At 72.2% G+C, this 17,184-nt stretch carries 11 protein-coding genes; 4 read left to right on the top strand and 7 right to left on the bottom strand.

The window, feature by feature from the left end:
• The first annotated feature begins 146 nt into the window (after positions 1–146).
• Entirely contained in the window at positions 147–701 is a 555-nt protein-coding gene (locus NOSIN_RS16600) for an ATP-binding protein (protein ID WP_077691623.1), read from the top strand.
• A gap of 50 nt (positions 702–751) precedes the next feature.
• On the opposite strand, the gene NOSIN_RS16595 is transcribed toward NOSIN_RS16600, so the two are convergent.
• From NOSIN_RS16595 to hisS, 4 genes are all read right to left on the bottom strand, one after another.
• Positions 752–1,600 carry an AMP-binding protein gene (locus tag NOSIN_RS16595; RefSeq protein WP_077691622.1) on the bottom strand — a complete coding sequence of 283 codons (849 nt, stop codon included), beginning with the start codon at positions 1,598–1,600 and terminating at the stop codon, positions 752–754.
• Positions 1,601–1,995: 395 nt separating this feature from the next.
• Positions 1,996–4,515 (bottom strand): LuxR C-terminal-related transcriptional regulator, encoded by a 2,520-nt coding sequence (locus NOSIN_RS16590; protein WP_077691621.1) that lies wholly within the window; start codon positions 4,513–4,515, stop codon positions 1,996–1,998.
• A gap of 167 nt (positions 4,516–4,682) precedes the next feature.
• Complete coding sequence (locus NOSIN_RS16585; protein WP_077691620.1) at positions 4,683–7,139, bottom strand: ATP-binding protein; 2,457 nt, start codon at positions 7,137–7,139, stop codon at positions 4,683–4,685.
• A 200-nt stretch (positions 7,140–7,339) separates the two neighbouring features.
• Positions 7,340–8,710: a histidine--tRNA ligase gene (hisS, locus tag NOSIN_RS16580; protein WP_077691619.1), complete on the bottom strand. Its 1,371-nt coding sequence runs from the start codon at positions 8,708–8,710 to the stop codon at positions 7,340–7,342.
• 793 nt (positions 8,711–9,503) lie between these two features.
• Between hisS and NOSIN_RS16575 the strand changes: the two genes are divergently transcribed.
• The 3 genes from NOSIN_RS16575 (at position 9,504) to NOSIN_RS16565 (ending at position 12,993) form a co-directional block, all read left to right on the top strand.
• Positions 9,504–10,118, top strand: coding sequence for a GTP-binding protein (locus tag NOSIN_RS16575; protein WP_077691618.1), 615 nt, complete (start codon positions 9,504–9,506; stop codon positions 10,116–10,118).
• A gap of 119 nt (positions 10,119–10,237) precedes the next feature.
• Positions 10,238–12,544, top strand: a complete 2,307-nt coding sequence (gene secA2, locus NOSIN_RS16570) for an accessory Sec system translocase SecA2 (protein WP_077691617.1) — start codon at positions 10,238–10,240, stop codon at positions 12,542–12,544.
• A 146-nt stretch (positions 12,545–12,690) separates the two neighbouring features.
• Positions 12,691–12,993, top strand: coding sequence for a DUF6406 domain-containing protein (locus tag NOSIN_RS16565; protein ID WP_218908647.1), 303 nt, complete (start codon positions 12,691–12,693; stop codon positions 12,991–12,993).
• A 912-nt stretch (positions 12,994–13,905) separates the two neighbouring features.
• Here the strand turns inward: NOSIN_RS16565 and NOSIN_RS16560 are convergent.
• From NOSIN_RS16560 to NOSIN_RS16550, 3 genes are all read right to left on the bottom strand, one after another.
• A complete protein-coding gene (locus NOSIN_RS16560) occupies positions 13,906–14,253 on the bottom strand; it encodes a hypothetical protein (protein WP_077691616.1) in 348 nt (115 codons plus the stop codon).
• A 531-nt stretch (positions 14,254–14,784) separates the two neighbouring features.
• Positions 14,785–15,723 (bottom strand): cytochrome d ubiquinol oxidase subunit II, encoded by a 939-nt coding sequence (locus NOSIN_RS16555; RefSeq protein ID WP_077691615.1) that lies wholly within the window; start codon positions 15,721–15,723, stop codon positions 14,785–14,787.
• Positions 15,724–15,741: 18 nt separating this feature from the next.
• Positions 15,742–17,019 carry a cytochrome ubiquinol oxidase subunit I gene (locus NOSIN_RS16550; protein ID WP_077691614.1) on the bottom strand — a complete coding sequence of 426 codons (1,278 nt, stop codon included), beginning with the start codon at positions 17,017–17,019 and terminating at the stop codon, positions 15,742–15,744.
• Positions 17,020–17,184: the final 165 nt, after the last annotated feature.

Genomic DNA, 17,184 nt, shown 5'->3' with positions numbered 1-17,184 from the left:
ATCGGGGATGACACGTGACGGGGTTTTGTGGCCGATGACGGGCAGGGGGAACCCGGGTGTGCTGTTCTGGAGCCAGTACACCCTTGTCTAAGGTGAGTGCAGGCGGCGCAACCCGCGCGCCCGTCGCGGGTGATTGGAGTGACCGGATGGCTGAGGCGAGGCAACTCCGGGAATACGTGCCCGTGGAGGTACAGGAGAGCATGGCTCCGACCGCACCGACCATCGAGACGGGGGACCTCTCCGGAGGGGTCACCGACCACACGGTGTGGAGCTGTGCGGGGAACCTGACCGCGGTACGCTCCATCCGCGCGCGCGTGCGCGACTTCCTCGCCCGTACGGGTCACTCCGAGGGCTCGCTGGACGACGCCGAGCTGGCGGTCAGCGAGCTGGCGACCAACGCCCTGCTGCACTCGCGCTCCGGGCAGAGCGGCGGCGTCATGACGCTGTTCATCCGCTCCGACGCCGGGCGCCTGCGCGTGGCCGTCGCCGACCAGGGAACGTGCGACGGCGAGGGCCTCCACGCGCGTGAGGACGGCGGTGACTTCGGGCGGGGCAAGCTCATCGTCGACAGCTGTGCCACCCGCAGCGGCGAGTACTGGAGCGAGGCCACGCACGTGGCCTGGTTCGAGATCGACGACCAGTCGCCCGGCGCCGGTACCGACGGGGACGCCCAGGCGGCGGAGGTGGCGGTCGGGGACTGAACCGGCCCGTGGCCGCCCCCGGCCGCGGCGCCCTCTCCGGCCCCCGGAGGTCAGTACCCCCCGTCGGCCGGCGGGTCGGCGACCCGCTCCGGCTCGGGAGCGCAGCGCACCGTCACCTGGCGCCCCTCGGGCGGCGGGCAGCCCGCGCCCGCCACCACACACGCCCCCGTCCACAGGGCCAGTGCCACCAGCACCACCCGTGCTACCTCGTCCCCGCCCTCGTCCACCGCCACCACGTCGTCGGAGGTGAGTTCGAGACGGTCGCGCAGCTCCGCGAAGCGCGCCATCAGGTCGCTGTACGGGTACAGCGTGGTCAGCAGCCCGTTGGCGGTCCGCTCATAGCCCAGGATGCCGTTGTCGAACAGGCCGCGCGCGGGGCTGTAGCCGCTGCCGTCCGGGCTCGGCTGAAGCAGCTCCCGAAAGGGCGTCGTCCCCAGCGCCGTTCCGAACGAGATGACCTGCCGGACCCTCGAACGTTCCGCGAGCTCCAGCGCCCTCGGAGCCATGTCGGCGCTGACGAACAGCAGGCGGGTGTCGGTCTCGGTGAGCACGGCGCACTGGGTGTCCGTGTCGGAGGTGATCGACAGGGGCAGGGCGCGCCCGCCCACGGCCTTCACCGTGTACGTGGCCAGGAAACGCTGGGGGGAGACCGGCGCGAGGATCCCCACCACGTCGCCGAAGCAGATGCCGCGGCGGCTCAGTCCGGCGGCGGCCCGCTCCACCTCGGTCGCGAAGGTGAGCGCGTCCACGCGGTACCCGTGTCCGCGGACCGTTCCCACCCGACCGGAGCGCAGGCGCAGCCGCTCGCACAGGCCACCGGTCAGCGAGCCGATCGGATCGTCCCGACGCGGCAGGTGGCGTCCCGGTCGTCCGGTTCCTGAAGACAGCCCTACCCCCATACGTACCCCCAGCTCCCCATCTGTCGGTGGCACCGCCACCCGGGCTCGTCACGCCCCCTCCACGTGGCGAACCCGGCGGCGGCGCTCCGGTCGGCGGATACGGTGTTCCTCCCCAGGGCGCGCCTCGCGCCGACGCGGTCTCCCCGGCCCCGAAGACCTCTCCGGAACCGGTGGTCCGCGGCGCCTCCGGTTCCGGAGCCGGTCCCCGACGGCCGTTTCCGGGACCCGCACGACCGTGTCACCGTGGTGTCACGAACGTGATGTCCCATGGCTTGAAGCCTAGCGCTTTCACGGTCAGATGCACATGCACATTGCCATGCATATGCATATGTAGATTCGACGTGGGGGTGGGGTCGACCGCCCGTGGACCGGGTGGAAACGGGCAGATCGGACAGTCAGTCCGACTTCTGATGGCGCTGTACCCATGCCGCGATCTGCGTACGCGAGTTGAAGCCCATCTTGCGGTTGATGTTGGCCACGTGTCGTGCCGCCGTCGAGGAGGTGATGAACAGCGCCCGGGCTATTCCGGGGTTGCTCTCTCCCCGGCTCACCAGGAGCGCGACCTCCAGCTCGCGTCTGGTCAGCAGTTCCCGGGGGGTCACCGAGTCCGGAGAGGGAGGCGGTCCCTGCCGTGTTCCGCGCCCGCGCTCGGAACGTCTGGCCTGCGGAGGGCTGCCGCGGTGCGGCGAGGGGCGCCGCCCCTCCTCGGCCAGCCGCTCGCCCTCGGCGACCGCGCAGGACAGGCCAAGGCCCCGGCCCTGTTCCCACCAGTGCACCAGGCGGCGGCGCCGGCGGCGTGTCCTCTCCGCGTCCGCGAACGGCCACGGGGCCGTGTGCACGGGCAGGCCCAGCCGCTCGCGCACGCTCGTCGCCGCGCCCGCCAGGCGGCAGGCGGGCTCGCGCAGGTCGGAGGAGAAGGCCACCCGGGCGATCGCGACCAGGGCCCGGGCCGCGTCGGCGCGCTGTCCCGCCGCGTGGCTCAGCAGCAGTCCCTCGCTCAGGTAGTCGTAGGCCTGGCCCGTGGACCCCTGGGCACAGGCCACCCGGCCGATCCCGGCCAGGCAGCGCGCCTCCGCGGCCACCGCGCCGATCAGCCGCTGGGTGTCCAGCGCCTCCCGGTAGCAGCGGTCCGCCGTCACCAGGTCCCCGCCGGCCTCGGCCGCGGCCGCCTGACCGAGGAGGGTGACGCCCACCCCCCACCGGTGGTCGATACCGCGCAGGAGGGTCAGCGCGGCGTTGTAGTGGTGGTCGGCGGCGGGATGGTCGCCCTGCTGGGCGACCAGGGCGGCCCGGGTGCCCAGCGCGATCGCCTCGCCCCACAGGTCGCCCGACTCACGGCACAGCCGCAGCGCCTCCTCCACCCGCACGGCGGCCTGGTCCGGCACGCGGTTGCGCACCTCCACCAGGGCGAGCAGGTTCAGCGCGGCGCGGACGTACACGTCGTCCCCGGCCTCCCGGCACAGCCGCAGGCCCTCCTCGCCCAGCGACAGGGCCAGCGCGTGGTCGCGCCGCATCCGCGCGAGCTGGGCCCGCGCCACCAGGGCCCGCGCCCGCGAGGGCGCCTTCGCGGCGTCCTCCAGCTCCAGCATCCGGTCCATCCAGTGGGCGCCCTCGGCGTAGCACTGGTGACTCACCCAGTGCGCGACCAGGCTGACGCACAGCCGCAGCCCCGACTCGGCCGCGCCGTGGTCCAGCGACCAGCGCAACAGCGAGCGCAGGGTGTCGCACTCGGCGATCACCCGCCGCCGCGCGGAGTCGCGCTCGCTCCAGGGCATGGACCGGCTCGACTCCAGCTTGCGCCCCAGGTCCTCGACCAGGTGCAGCATCCGGTCCAGGAGCCGCTCCTGGAACAGCTCCGCCTCGCCCTCGGCGACCAGCCGGGCCAGCGCGAACCGCCGTACCGCCTCCGGCAGCCGGTAGCGCACACGGCCCTCGAACTCGCCGGTCACCGTGATCAGCGAGCGGTTCAGCAAGGACGCCGACAGGTCGAGGATGGCCGACTCCGGCAGCGCCTCGTCGGCGCACACCTGCTCGGCCAGCTCCAGGTCCCAGCCCCGGAACACCGACAGGCGCCGCAGCAGCACCCGCTCGGCCTCGGGCAGGCCGCCGTACACGAAGTCCAGCACCAGGGGCAGCATCTCGATGCGGGAGACGGCCTGGCCCGGCCCGGGCCGGGCCGCGGGGGAGTCCAGGTACGCGCGCAGCCTCGCGACGAGGGCCTCGGGGCCCGCCCCCGGCGCGCTCGCACCCAGCACCTCGATCCCCAGCGGGATCCCGCCCGCCAGGTCGCACAGCTCCGTCACGGTCTCCATCTCCCGGGCCGAGACCGAGAAGCGGGGATCGCACGTGCGCGCGCGGTCCAGGAACAGCCGTACCGCCTCCGAGCCGGAGGGGTCGGGCGGCGGCCCCTTGCGCGCGGGCAGCGGCAGGGCCATCGGGGTCACCCGCCACACCGTTCCGCCCGACAGCCGGAACGGGTCCTCGCTGGTGAGCAGGACCGACACGGCGGGGCAGGCGGCCAGCAGGGCCTCACCGACCTCCGTCACCTCGTCGACGAGGTGCTCGCAGGAGTCCAGCACCAGCAGCAGGCGGCGGTCGCGCAGCGCGTCGGTCACCGTGGCCGACAGCGGCTGTCCGGGTTCCTCGACCACGCCCACCGCGGCGCACACCCGCGCGTACACCTCCAGGGTCGTGCCCGCGTCCGCCAGGTCGGCCATCCACACTCCGTCGGGGAAGGAGACGGTGGACTGCTCGGCCAGGCGTATCGCCAGGCGGGTCTTCCCCATCCCGTCGGTTCCGCACAGCGTGACGGAGCGGCTGGAGCCGAGGAGTCGGAGCAGATCGCTCAGATCCCGTTCGCGGCCCACGAATCCGGTGCCCGGACGGGGGAGGTTGTGCCGCGCGGGCGCGGTCAAAGGTGCCATGGCCTTCACATGTAGGGGCGGTCGGGGAAGGTTCTCACCAGGGGTGGGGAAGAAGGTCGGCAGAGTGGAGGTGGTCGGGTGGGCGTTGGTACCCGGGGTTCCTGTCTTAGCGGCTGCACGCGCACTGTGCAAGTGCTTCCCGTTGTTCGCGGACCCCTTCAGACACCGTCCTCCGACACGGCCCAGCCGGTCAACTGCGCCCGAGAGGAAATAGAGAGTTTTCTGAAGATGTTCGCGATATGTCTGGCTACGGTCGCCTGACTGATCGTCAGACGTTCGGCGATCTCCCGGTTGGACAGGCCCCGTTCGGCGAGTTCGGCCACCTCCCTCTCCCGGGGAGTCAGGGAGTCCGGGCCGCCGGCCACCGGGGCCGGGGGCCGTGGGAAGGCCAGCGCCCGGTCGAGCACCTGCTCCAGGGGCAGGGAGCGCCACGCGTTCCACGCCTCGGCGGTCCGCGCCCCGCCCACCCGCCGCTCCACGGCCGACCGCAGCCGCAGCGTCTCCGCCGAGGGCTGGTCCAGCGACGTGCGAAGGTCGGCGGCCACCCCCACCAGGGCGGCGGCCCGCTCCGCCTCGCCCTCGGCCAGCGCCAGCTCCGCCAGCGCCTCCAGGGCGCGCGCCACGGCGATACGCTGCCCGGAGGTGAAGCTCACTCGCAGGCACGTCGACAGGGGCTCCCTGGCCCGCAGGGCCTCGCCCTCGGCCAGGTACAGGCGGCCCAGCTCCCGTGCGCAGTGCGCGGTCGCCGGGGCCGCCTCCAACTCGCCGAAGACCGACAGCGCCTCGGCGAACAGCGCCCGCGCCCGCGCGAAGTCCCGCCGTTCGGCCGCGATCGAGCCCAGCCCGTGCAGACAGCGGGCCACGCTCCACCGGTCGCCCAGGTTCTCGGCCACCGAGATGCTCTGCTCCAGGTAGCCGCTCGCCCGGGCGGACTCGCCGCGGCGGCGCGCCAACTGCGCCAGCACGTCCAGCGTGGCCACCTCGGTGGCGGGGTCGTCGACCTGGGAGGCCCAGTCCCTGGCCCGCTCGGCGTGCTGTCGCGCCTCGTCCAGCGCGCCGGTGCGCAGGGACAGCAGTGCCATGGTGGCCAGGGCCGAGGCGGCGGCTCCCGCCTCACGGCAGGCCCGGGCCGCCTCCAGGGCGCACATGGCCAGGGTGGACACGCGCGGCGCCGTGTCCAGGTCCAGGCGCAGTTCGGCGTGCAGCGCCAGGGCGCGTGCCCTCAGGTGCGGGGACTGCCCGTCGGGGTCGGTGCCGAGCGCCCGTTCGAGGACGCGGCTGCCCTCGGCGGCCAGGCCGCGCACCATCCAGTAGGAGCGCAGCGCCACGCACACCCGCAGGGCCTCGTCCACGCGTCCCCGCGACAGCGCCCAGTCCACCACCCGGACGTGGTTCTCCCGGTGGTGGTCGAGCATCCTCAGGCGTACCAGGCGCTCGCCCCATGCGAGCGGTGCGCAGTCGCCCTTGGCCCACTCCTCCAGGTGGGTGACGCAAAAGCGCAGGTAGCGTTCCCACCGGTCGTCCCCGCCGCCGCTCCGCGCCAGGTGCTCGGCGGCGTAGGCGCGCACCGTCTCGGTCAGCCGGTAGTGGGCGGTGCCGTCGATCTCGGCGTCCATCACCACCAGCGACTTGTCCAGCAGGGAGAAGTGCAGCGGCAGGATGTCGGAGGGGTCGACCCCCTCGCCCGAGCAGACGTCCTCGGCGGCCTCCAGGTACCAGGTGGAGAAGACCGACAGGCGGTGCAGCAGGAGCCGTTCCGCGTCGGTGAGCAGGTCGTGGCTCCACTCCAGGACCGCGCGCAGGGTGCGCTGGCGCGGAGGCAGGTCCTCGGAGCCGTCGCTGGTCAGGAGCTGGAAGCGGTCGTCCAGGCGGCGCAGGATCTGCTGCACGGACAGCAGCCGCACACGGGCGGCGGCCAGTTCGATCGCCAGCGGCATGCCGTCCAGCATCCGGCAGATCTCCGCGACGTAGCCGGAGTTCTCCCTGGTCATCTCGAACCCGGTACGGGCGGCGTGCGCGCGGGTGACGAACAGCCGTACCGACTCGTAGCGCTGTGTGTCGCGGCGGGGGATGGGGTCGGGGCCGGCGGCGTAGGGGTCGGTGGGGGTGGGCCGCGCGGGCAGGGACAGCGGAGGCACACGCCATATGGTCTCCTCGGGCACGTGCAGCGGCTGGCGGCTGGTCGCCAGGATGCGGACCCGGGGGCAGTCGCGCAGCACCGCCTGGCACAGCTCGGCCATCGGTCCCACGGCGTGCTCGCAGGTGTCCAGGAGCAGCAGCAGGTTGCGGGTGCGCAGCGAGGTGATGACGGCGTCCATCGCCGTGCGCGAGTCGTTCTCCACCGCCTGCAGGCCGACCGCCACCGCGCGCAGCGCCTGGTCGTGGGTGGAGGCCTCGCTGAGGTCGATGAAGCGCACACCGTCGGGGAACCGGCGCATGACGCGCTCGGCCAGGTGCAGGGCCAGGCGTGTCTTGCCGATGCCTCCGGTGCCGGTCAGCGTGACCAGCCTGGCGGTGCCGAGGAGGCGGCCCAGATCGACGATGTCGCGTTCACGTCCGACGAAGCTGACGAACTCGCCGGCGGACAGGGGCAGGTTGTGGCGGGGAGGAGACATGGCCTCGATTACTAGGACACCGAACCGGCCCGCGCACCGCGCCGACGCGGCGCGCGGGGAACGCCGTCCCCAGTGTCGCACCCGTGGGTCGGACCTGTCCCCACGGTGGCCGGTTCCGGCACGATGGGGCCGAAACCGCCCATCCCGGCCGGGAAGGTGGTAGGGCGTGCCCGGTGTGCGCCGGGCACGCCCCGGGACGGCTACCCCGCGGTGCCCGCGCCCGCCTCCGCGCCCGCCTCCGTGCCCGTGTCCGCGGTACCGGGCGTCCAGGTGCCGGGGTCGGCCGGGCCCTGCTCGCCGGAGCCCATGTCCTTGACCTCGTGGTCGCCGCCGTCGTCGAACGGCGGGAACCACACGAAGGGGATGCCCTTCTTGGCGGCGTACTGGATCTGCTTGCCGACCTTGGCGGTGGAGTGGAACACCTCGGTGTTGAACCCGCGGCCGCGCAGCAGCTCGCCGGTGCGCAGGGCCTCGCGGCGGCGCTCGGCGCCGGGCACCACGACCATCACGTCGGTGGGGCAGGACCTCCCCTCCCGGACGCGGCCCTCCGCGACGAGCTTGGCGAAGATGCGGGTGAGGCCGATGGAGATGCCCACGCCCGGCAGCCTCCTGCGGATGAACTGCCCGGCCAGGTCCTCGTACCGGCCGCCCGCGCAGATGCTCCCGTACCCGGGGTCGTCGTCGAAGGAGGCCTCGTAGACCGTGCCGGTGTAGTAGTCCAGGCCGCGGGCGATGGACAGGTCGGCGACGACGTCGTCCTGGGGCAGGTCGGCCAGGTCGCCCATGACGAAGGCGAGCTCCTCCAGGCCCTCGTCGAGAAGTTCGGATGACACGCCCAGGGCGCGGACCCGCTCGGCGACGTCGGACCCGGTGCCCCGGATCCGGGCCAGCTCCAGGCACGCGTTGGCCTGCTCGCCGGTCAGGCCGTCGGCCAGCAGGATCCGGCGCACGCCGTCGTCACCGATCTTGTGGAGCTTGTCCACGGCTCGGATGACCGCGACCGGGTCCTTGACGCCCAGGCCCTCGTAGAAGCCCTGGAGGACCTTGCGGTTGTTGACGTTGAGCGTCCAGGCGGGGATGTCCAGGCCGCTGAGCACCCGGTGCACGATGCGCGGCAGCTCGGCGTCGAAGTGCAGCGGCACGGAGTCGACGTTGATGACGTCGATGTCGCACTGGGTGAACTCGCGGAAGCGTCCCTCCTGGGGGCGCTCGCCCCGCCACACGCGCTGCATCTGGTAGCGCTTGAACGGGAAGGTCAGCTCGTTGAAGTGCTGGGCGACGTACCGGGCGAAGGGCACGGTCAGGTCGAAGTGCAGTCCGAGCCTGGCGTCGGAGTCGTCCTTGGCGTCGGCCTGGAGGCGGTGCAGGGTGTAGACCTCCTGGGAGGTCTCGCCCTTGGCCGTCAGCACGTCCAGGTTCTCCACGGACGGGGTCTCCACCGACGCGAAGCCAAAGGACTCGAACCCGGCGCGGATATGGTCCAGCCAGCGCTGCTCCACGGCCCGGACCTGGGGGGTCCACTCGGGGAAACCGCTGACGGGAGTGGGGCGGACGACGCGCTGATCGGACATGTGGGGTTCTCGGCTCACAGTTTCGTCTCGGACTTGCTTGCCCCGTCCGCGCCCTCGCTCACGCGCGCGCGGGCGAGGGTCCGGAACGGACGGGGAGGGCCAGCCCATACTACGGCCAACGTGGGCGGAGGGCCGCTGGTACGCCGTCCCGCTCCCGGGCGCGGCGCCGACGCATGGGAGGGGAGGGGCCGGGAAAGGCCGCCACCGGCCCACGTGGACGGTTGTGGGCCGGTGGGGCGCCGGAGCGCCGACCGTGGTGCCGACCAGCCGACGCCGAAGAGCGAGGCGTCGGCGGGTGGTCGTCCACCCGGGACGCCGCCGGGGCTCCCGCGGATGGTCGCGTCCTCGTGCCAGGAGTCTTTTCCGCGACCGCACTTGCCGGTGCGGGGGCCTGCCTCCACCGTAGACTCCGGGAACCGGGCCAGACAGGGATTGGCGCGGCCGAAAGCGGCCGAAAATGGCCGCTCACAATGTCGTAAAGTCGCCCCGTCGGGGTACAAATGTGTGCTTACCTGGCTACGGTCGGTTCCGGGCAGGGTACCCATCGCCACGGGAGGCCGCCGGTGCCCGTGGCTCCTCGGGTCGTTCGCGCCCCGTCGTCCCCTGTCCCACGAAAGCTGTGTTTCGTTGCACCAAAGAGCCGAAACGCCGTCTCTGACGGCCATCCGGTGTTAGGTTCCAGGAGCGGTGCCTCTCGTGGCGGTACCCAACCCGGCGAGTCCCGTACCCCTCAGGACCGGGTCGTGCGAGCTCCTCGGCTCCCACAGTCCCGGCACTCCCTCTAGGACTAACTGTGATCGATCCAGCAAACAGCACGAACCATGTCCAGGCGTCCAACGAGCTGTCCACCAAGATCATCGTCGCCGGGGGCTTCGGGGTCGGGAAGACCACGTTCGTCGGTGCCGTATCGGAGATCCCGCCCGTCCGCACCGAGGCCGCGGTCACCGCCGCCAGCGTCGGTGTCGACGACCTCTCCCACACGCCGGACAAGACGAGCACCACGGTCGCGATGGACTTCGGCCGCATCTCGCTGGACACCGACCTGACCCTCTTCCTGTTCGGCACCCCGGGCCAGCAGCGCTTCTGGTTCATGTGGGACGACCTCGTCCGCGGCGCGCTGGGCGCGGTGATCCTGGCCGACACCCGACGCCTGGAGGACACCTTCCAGGCACTGGACTACTTCGAGCGCCAGTACCGGCTGCCCTTCGTCGTGGCCGTCAACGAGTTCGACCCCGAGGCGCTCTACAGCCCCGACGAGCTGCGCGAGGCCCTGGACCTGCCCCCGGAGGTCCCCGTCGTCTACTGCGACGCCCGCGACCGCAACTCCGTCATCCGGGTCCTGGTGACGCTGGTCAAGTACGGCATGGCCCTGGAGGCCCGTCAGGGCCACCACCGCCAGCTCGCCTGAGCCGCGGGTGCCCCCATCGACGCCGAGGAGAGGCCGCGACCGAAGTATCCGGACATGTGGGCACCCGTGGTTCCACAAACGTGTGTGTCCGGCGTTACTCTGTGGTGGTGTTCGGACGAATGGCGGAAAGCGTCCGCCGCTTCCTGGGTAAGCCCGGCGCGGTGGATCTACGGCCCTATACCAAGCTCCTGTCGGCGATCGAGGCCGAGGAGGATGGTCTGCGTGAGCTCAGCGACACCGAGCTGACGGACAAGGCCATCGAACTCGGCAACGCCGAACTCCCCTACGGTCGTGAAGACCTCGTGCAGCTGTGCGCCGTCGGTCGCGAGGCCGCCCGGCGCACCCTCGACGAGCGACCATTCGACGTGCAGCTCCTCGGTGTCATGGCCCTGCTCGACGGCCACGTCGCCGAGATGGCCACGGGCGAGGGCAAGACCCTCTCGGGCGCCCTGGCGGCGGCCGGGTTCGCGCTGCGCGGCCAGCGCGTGCACCTGCTGAGCGTCAACGACTACCTGGCCAAGCGCGACGCCGAGTGGATGCGCCCCCTCTACGACATGCTCGGTGTCACCGTCGGCTGGATCAACGAGGACTCCACGCCCCAGGAGCGCCGCGCGGCCTACTCCTGCGACGTCACCTACGCGGCCGTCAGCGAGCTGGGCTTCGACGTCCTGCGCGACCGCATGGTCACCGACATCGCGGACCGGGTCGTGCCGCCGCCCAACGTGGCGATCGTCGACGAGGCCGACTCGGTGCTCGTCGACGAGGCCCGCGTCCCGCTGGTGCTGGCCGGTGCCGCCGAGAGCCTGGCCGCCGACGTGGAGATGGCCGACGTCGTCCGCGCGCTCAAGCCGCGTCTGCACTACGAGATCGACGCCGAGGGCCGCAACGTCCAGCTCACCGACGCCGGGATCGACGTCGTGGAGAAGGCGCTGGACGGGGTGGACCTGTACTCCGAGGACGACACCTCCGTCCTGCCGCAGGTCAACCTGGCCCTGCACGCCCACGTCCTGCTCCAGCGCGACGTCCACTACGTGGTGCGCGACGGCGAGGTCCGGATCATCAACGAGTCGCGCGGCCGCATCGCCCTGCTCCAGCGCTGGCCGGACGGCCTGCAGGCCGCGGTCGAGGCCAAGGAGAAGGTGGCGCTCAGCGAGACCGGCGAGGTGCTGGACTCCATCACCGTGCAGTCGCTCGTCCTGCGCTATCCCACGCGCGGCGGTATGACCGGTACCGCGATGGCCGTCGCCGAACAGCTCCGCGAGTTCTACGAGCTGGAGGTCGCGGTCATCCCCTCCAACAAGCCCAACGTCCGGGAGGACCACGGCACGCGCCTGTACGCCACGCGCGAGGAGAAGGAGGACGCCCTCGTCGCCAAGGTGGAGGAGGTCCACAAGACCGGGCGGCCGATCCTCATCGGCACCCAGGACGTGGCCGAGTCCGAGCTGCTGGCCGGGCGCCTGCGCGAGGCCGGGCTGGAGTGCGTGGTCCTCAACGCCAAGAACGACGCCGACGAGGCCTCCATCATCGCCGAGGCGGGCACCTACGGCGCCGTCACCGTCTCCACGCAGATGGCGGGCCGCGGTACCGACATCCGGCTGGGCGGCAGCGACATGGCCGACCGCGACCGGGTGGTGGAGACCGGCGGCCTGTACGTGATGGGCTTCGGCCGCTACCCCAGCAGCCGCCTGGACGGGCAGCTGCGCGGCCGCGCCGGGCGCCAGGGCGACCCGGGCGACTCCATCTTCTTCGTCAGCATGGACGACGACCTGGTGGTCAACCACGGCTCGGAGAGCACGGGGTACCAGACCACCGCCGAGGGCGAGATCACCGACGAGGGCTGGCTGAGCATGGTCGACCACGCGCAGCGGGTCGCCGAGGGGCAGCTCCTGGAGGTGCACCGCAACACCTGGCGGTACAACCAGCTGATCGACGTGCAGCGCGACGTGGTGCTGGAGCACCGCGAGATGGTCCTGACCGGGGACCAGGGCGACCGGCAGGTCAGGTCCGACCGCAAGGAGCGGCACGCGGAGCTGGTGGAGGAGGTGGGGGAGGAGAAGGTCGCCCAGGCGGCGCGCCTGATCACCCTGTACCACCTGGACCAGGGCTGGACCGACCACAACGCCTTCCTGGCGGAGCTGCGGGAGGGCATCCACCTGCGCTTCCTGGGCCGCCGCGACCCGTTGGACGAGTTCAACCGCGAGGCGGTGCCGGTCTTCAAGGGCTTCTTGGACGAGGCGCGCGCCCGCGCCGCCGAGAGCTTCGAGGAACTGGAGGCGCAGGACGGCGAACTCGACGTCGGCTCGGTGGGTGTCAAGCGTCCGTCGATGACGTGGACCTACATGGTGCACGACCACCCGTTCAGCTCGGCGTTCGAGACCCTGGTGGGCAAACTCAAGGGCGGTCGGAACTCCTCCTCGGGGGACTGATAATTCAGTTATTGACCGATGCGCGGGTCGGGACTTTGGTCCCAACCCGCGCATTACTTTTGTCAGTTACTCTGATCGAAACACCGGACAGGCCCGGAAACGGCATCCTCAATTGCCCTGCCCGGGTTAGCATGGCTGAGTTTTCAATGGAATCCGAGACGGTTGGGACTGAATCCACTGTGGTCCACGAGGTCGGCGCGCAGGAGAAGATCAGTTACGGGCGGAACGACCGCTTCGCGGGAGGCCCGGTTGGAGGGGGCAGCTTCTGGATCGGCGACGACGGGCAGCCGGTCGCCAAGATCGGTGGGCCGAGGGAGTGGCGCCCCACGCCCATGATCGACGTCCGTGTGGGCGACGTGTTCAGCGTCGGCGGCCAGGCGTGGAGGGTGACCGATATCGTTGACGCGGACAGCCCCTCCGCATATCTGCTGGCCACGCGGATAAGCTGACTCCGTGCCCGGGGCGAACACCCCGGGCCGTGCCTTTCTTGCATCGGCCGGGAATCGCAACCCCGTGCAACCTTCCCCCGGGTTGCCGCTTTCGGTTCCCGGTTTTGCTGTTGCCGCTTCCCTGGGACGGGTTCGTTCCAGTGTGGTTTCCGGGTCTTTTGTGGCCTCTGTGAGCACTGGGGTTCTGGGGGCGGACCGCGGACGGGGGAGCGTGTCCGCGCAGGTCGAGAACGAGTGTGAGGCGCCCACCAGGACGAATCGAGACGCTCCGGTTATCCGATGGGGGGTGTTCGCGTTACCGGTGCATCGTTAACGTCTGTCGGGTAGGGCGCGCCCCTGCGGGGAGGATCCCCCCTCCCGCGGAGTCCGGGCCGCTGCGCCCTGCCGCCCCCAAGGTCGGTCCCAGGGGCTGTCCCCCGCCCCTGGGCCTGACCGGTCCCGCGACGGCGGGGAGGAGTTCCCCCGGCTCCGACCGCGCCGTCGCCGGGCGGGGCCCGACGAGGAAGCGCCGCCGTGCGCGGCCCCCGCGCCGCCGGACGTGCCGCGCGCGTCCACCACCGCGTGAGCTGGTCCCCTGGCCGGCGATCCGTCCCGGCCGAGCCGAGTAGATCACGTTCCAATACCCTGGCTGGCCCTATTCTCCTTGGTTCACGCCGTACAAGGAGGGGCCTCCGGGTCTTGCGGTAGAACGCGTTCCAGTATTAACCTCTGGATATGCCTGGCCCGGTGAGGGCATCCGACGGTTCGGCCGTGGGGTGTCAGCGGACGGCAGGCGAGAACCGCCGCCCGCCGAAGTCGGATCGCGCCCCGACTTCGGCGGGCGGCGTCCGTTTCGGGAGGCCGGCGGTCGGAGCCGGTGGGCCCCGGTACCGCCTCGGCACCCGCCGTTCCCCGCCTCTCGGGCCGGTACGCCTAGGCCAGTAGGCGGCAGAGCCTGGCGAAGGTGGGGCAGGGCCAGGCCAGAAGGCATCCCCCGCAGTGGCACTCGCCGTGCTCCCCCGTCACGGGGGTGTGCAGGTACAGCAGGTCCACGCACACGCCGGCCAGGGCGGAGACCTCCTCGCGGGCGTTCGCGTAGAAGGCGACGTCGTTGATGCGGGCCAGGGCGCTGGAGGACCTCGGGGCCGGGACCCCGACCGTGTGCGGCTCCCAGGGAACCGCCCGCGTCGAACGCTCCCGGACGCACAGCACGTACTGGAGCAGCCTCGCGTGTTCGGAGAGGTGGCCCCTCCCCGACGCTGACCTGGTGAACGGCGGCATCGCTGATCTCCCCCAACGGGTGGATACGCAGCTTCACTTGGTAGCACAGCGTATACCTATAGTCGCTCGGTGTCGCGACGTGTCGGAGTGGGAGAGTACGGCCGGAGCGGGCCGGTGCGCGGAGGCGAAGACGGGAGCGGGCCGCCCCGGAAGGGCGGCCCGCGGGAAGGGGACGGGCTTCTCCGGCCGCCGGGGGCCGGGACCGGAGATCCTCTAACCGCAGCTTCCGCCGCAGTTGCAGGAGCCGCCGTTCTGGCAGCCACAGCCACAACTCGGGCCGCAGTTGCATCCGCTCAGGTCGGGGGTCGTGGTCAGGGGGTGGGTCACGGTTCCTCCTCGGAGGCTCGACAGCGCCCGCGCGCGATCACGCCGTAGCCTCCCCCGGTGGGAGGGGCGTCACGGGCGTGTTTCCCGGACGGGGACGTGCCCGCCCGCCCGCCTCCCCAACCCGGCACGGGCGCCCCGACGGGCGCCGCGGGACCGCCGTGGAACAGCCGTACCCGTGGCGACCTGGGAGTCCGCCTCCTCGGGTCAGGCGAAGAAGGTCGGTACGGCCGCCGGGCGGCGCGTCATTCGGTAGAGCCAAACCTGGCCGACGAACATGACCGGAACCACGGGGACCAGGACCGCCCACACGAGCACCGTGACCGTGGAGGGGATCGGAGCCGAGGGCAGGTGGGCCGCCAGCGCCACCAGCAGGCCCGGGACCGCGATCGCCGCCGCCGACGTGTGCCGGGACAGCATCGGGCCCGCCAGGCCGCTGGTGGCCGCCAGCGCGACCAGCAGCACCGTGGTCAGGACGACCGCGACGGGGACCGCGGCCAGCACCGGACCGCCGGGCAGCGCCGCCGACGCCCCGGCCGGTACCGCCGCGCACAGGGCGGCCCGGGCGAGCACGCGGGTGTCGCGCGCGACGACGTCCGCGCACTCGGGCTCCGCGCCACCGGAGTCGGCGGAGCCGACCAGCCGCTCGGAGCCGAAGGCCGCGCCGCGCAGCGCGAACAGCGCCATGACGGTGACCGCGCACAGCACGGTGAACGGGCTGGCGGTGAGCCCGTCCGTGAGCAGGCCCGCCACCGTCAGCCCCCACGCGGCGGCCAGGGTCCAACTGCCCGCGACGATCGCGCCGTCGCAGGCCAGCCGCCAGCGGTCGCCGTCCACGCGGGCGCGCAGCCACAGTCCGGCGTCGCGCACCAGCCATCCGGCCAGCAGGGCGGCGAGCACCGGCCACAGCTCGGTGACCGCGTGGTGCTCCAGGACGGGGAACATGCCCGCCAGGACGCCGACGGCGGCGACCAGCCACACCTCCGAGGCGAGGAAGTAGGGGGCGATCGCGGCGACCACGCGGCGGCGCTGCTCCGTGCCGCGCGCCACGTGCGGCATCAGCATGCCGAGGCCCACGTCGGCGCCCGCGAGGACGAGGTGGCCCACGACGAGCAGGGCGAGGAGTACGGAGGAGAGGGAGTCCATGGCTGCGGCCTTCCTGGCTCAGAACGTGTGGACGGGGGTGGCGGGCTCCCGGGGTCCCCCGGGTTCGCCGGGGTCGTCGGGACGCTCCGTTCGGTGCTCGGCCAGCGGGCCGCCCCCGGGGCCGCGCCGCGCGTAGCGCACCAGGAGCCAGTAGGTGACCGCGGCCAGGACCGCGAAGGCGGCGGTGAAGAACCCGAAGGAGGCCGCGGCCGTGCCCGGGGACATGGGGGTCACCGCCTCGGCCGTGGTCAGGTGGTGCACCACTACCCAGGGCTGGCGGTTGGTCTCACGGAACACCCAGCCGGCGATGCTCGCCGCGTAGGGGAGGACCGGGGCGGCCAGGAGCGGGGCGAGGAACCACCTCCACCGGTCGAGCCCGCCGAAGGGCCAGGCCAGCAGCATGGCCGGGCCGACGAGGAGCATCAGCGACCACGCCAGGACCATGACCACCTCGCCGGTCGTGTTGGCCGTGTTCAGGAGGGGGCCGCCCGGGTTCGCGGCCTCGACGGCCTCGATCTCGGCGGCGGTGCGGGTCAGGCCGCTCGTGGGCGGATCCTGCCCGAACAAGCCGAACTGCACCCCGCCGAAACCCGCCACGGGCATGGGCATGACGCACATGACCAGCGCCGCGTAGCGGATGCCGCGCCGGAAGACCCGGTGTTCGTCGTCGCGCCGGATGAGGTGGTAGGCGCTGGTCGCGGCGATGACCAGGGCGCCGACCAGCAGGGCTCCGGTGACGATGTGCCCGAACGCCGTCACGGCCGCCGGGTTGGTCATCAGCGCGGCCGGATCGGTCAGGTGCGCCGTACCGTCGACCATCTCGAAGCCCACGGGGTTGCGCAGGAAGCCGTTGGAGACCAGCACCCACCACGCCGACGCGTACGCCGTCGCGGTGACGACGGCGAAACAGGCCAGGTGCGCCCACCGGCCCATGCGGTCCCAGCCGAAGATCCACAGTCCCAGGAACGTGGACTCGACGAAGAACGCCGTCATCGTCTCCAGGGCCAGGGGAGCGGCGAAGGTGTAGCCGAACACCTCGTGCAGGCCGCTCCAGTTCAGCGCCAACTGGAGCTCCATCACCAGGCCGGACAGGACGCCCATGCCGTAGTTGACCAGGTACAGGCCGCCCCAGAACCGCACGGCGGTCGTCCGGGAGCGGTCGCCGCGCAGCGCGGCGACCAGTTGGGTGGTGAGGACGTAGGGGGCGAGACCGAGGGTCAGCGCCACGAACATGTAGTGCGTGGCAGCGGTCAGCGCGAACTGCAGCCGTGCCAGGAGGAGGGGGTCTTCGAACATCGTCGGGCCTCGCGTTCGGCGGTGGGAACGCGGTCCAGCATCCGACGGGGGCACGGGCCGCCGCATCGCCTCGGCGGGGACTCCTCGCGGCCGCCTCCCGGGGTAGGAGCGCGGGAGGCGGTACCCCGCCGGGCGTAGGGGTGATCCCCGAGGCGGCCCCGGGGT

It is taken from the genome of Nocardiopsis sinuspersici (genome assembly GCF_001998325.1).
GTDB classification, from domain to species: domain Bacteria; phylum Actinomycetota; class Actinomycetes; order Streptosporangiales; family Streptosporangiaceae; genus Nocardiopsis; species Nocardiopsis sinuspersici.
Note: the sequence above shows the minus strand (reverse complement) of the source record. Positions and strands in the feature narration are given on the sequence as shown.